At 53.8% G+C, this 1,698-nt stretch carries 2 protein-coding genes; one reads left to right on the top strand and one right to left on the bottom strand.

Features of this window, described 5'->3' with window-relative positions; genetic code table 11:
- A partial coding sequence (locus O71_RS20890) for a murein L,D-transpeptidase (protein ID WP_007661214.1) occupies positions 1 to 968 on the top strand: 968 nt, incomplete at its 5' end.
- Positions 969 to 971: 3 nt separating this feature from the next.
- On the opposite strand, the gene O71_RS20885 is transcribed toward O71_RS20890, so the two are convergent.
- Entirely contained in the window at positions 972 to 1,577 is a 606-nt protein-coding gene (locus O71_RS20885) for a TIGR04282 family arsenosugar biosynthesis glycosyltransferase (protein WP_007661213.1), read from the bottom strand.
- Positions 1,578 to 1,698: the final 121 nt, after the last annotated feature.

Below are 1,698 nucleotides of genomic sequence, written 5' to 3'. Positions count from 1 at the left end.
GGCACACCCCAAACCTGCGCGCCAACCTGCTCCTGACCGGCGACCTGGCCGACTCTGACACTACTGATAATTCAATGCTATATACCCGCGAGATAGCAGCGGCCGTCGTGCGTTTTCAGGCAAGGCACGCACTCAAAGCCGACAGCATTGTAGGTCCTCGCACTGTGGCTGCGCTTAATGTGCCACCCCTGCAGCGACTGCGCCAATTGCAGAACAGTCTGTACCGCTGGGAAGCCTTCAGTCGCGACTTGCCACAGCCTTACATTATTGTCAACATACCGGACTATACCTTGCGGCTGATCGACCAGAACAGCGTGCAGCTATACCTGCGCACCATCGTGGGCAAGCCAAACCTGCCCACTATCGTCAACCATACCAAGCTGCATACGATTGTTTTCAATCCCTACTGGTACATCCCCAACTCCATTGCCTCCAAAGAGATTCTGCCCCTGCTCAAACGCAATCCCGGCTACCTGAAGAGTCGTGACATGGAGCTTTTCAAGCCCAAGCTGCTGGGTGGCTGGCAAAAGATAAGTCCCTGGGATGTGGATTGGAGCACCGTAAGCGCCTCGGATTTCAACTACCGGATCGTGCAGGTAACCGGTCCGCATAATGAGCTGGGGCAGATGAAGTTTCTGTTTGATACCCGCGTGAGCCAATACCTGCACGATACGAAGGACAAACACCTGTTCTCCCTCGAGAAAAGAGCCTTCAGCCATGGCTGCATCCGGCTGCAAAATCCCGAAGACCTGGCGCTATACCTGCTGCAGGAACGGAGCGGACTATCAGAAAATCGCATCGAAAAGGTGCTGGCATCTGACAAAGACGAGCAGTTCATCCGACTCAAAAAGCCGGTGCCGCTGATTATTGTGTACATGACAGCCTGGGCCGATGAGTTTTCGGTTATTCAGTTCCGGGAGGATATATATGGGTATGACAGCCTGGAGGAGATTGGGCTGGGGCAGTAGAACCTAACCCAGTTCCGGCCAGTTTTCCTGCAGGTCTTCGAGCTCGTCCACATCCGAAAGGTAGGGCAGCAAGGTATGGCTCAGGTGCAGGCGTTCTATGTCGGCGATGGTGTCGGGAAAGACGTGCTCGGTACTCCAGCGTTTGTCCTGAAAGAAATCTCGGTATAGGCGCTTCATACCGAGCAGGTAGTAACCGCCGTCCAAGGCCGGACCAATCACCACTTCATGCGTTTTCAATTCTTCGAATGCCTGGTTGATGATCTCTGAAGTAAGTTGCGGACAGTCGCTCCCGATGATGACAACCGAGGTATAGCCTTCAGCAAAAGCAGCCTCAAAAGCCTTTTTCATTTTCTCACCAAGATCACCTTCGGGGTACTGTAGCTTCTTGTGGTAGTGCTGCGCAGGCCAGAGGTCATTCTGCTCCACTTTTTCGGAGTAGTATACCACTTTATCCAGGGGCAGGTGCTGGGTGATGTCGCGGGTATGGCGGAGCAGGTGCAGGTAAATATCGAGTGCCGTTTCGGGTCCCACACTGGCTGCCAGGCGAGTTTTCACCTTGCCCAGCTCCGGGTTACGGACAAAGAGCATCAACAGGTTTTTCTCAGTCATATACTTTCTCTCCTTTGCGCAGCCATACTCCCCAGGCGCGGGTATAGCCATGCACTTTTGTAGTTTGCTCCTGCCCGTCATAAACAGGCAGTCCCTGGTTCACCCAGCCAAATAAGCCGCC

The organism is Pontibacter sp. BAB1700, assembly GCF_000277005.1.
Lineage (GTDB): Bacteria > Bacteroidota > Bacteroidia > Cytophagales > Hymenobacteraceae > Pontibacter > Pontibacter lucknowensis.
This window is presented reverse-complemented; position numbering and strand designations above follow the sequence as displayed.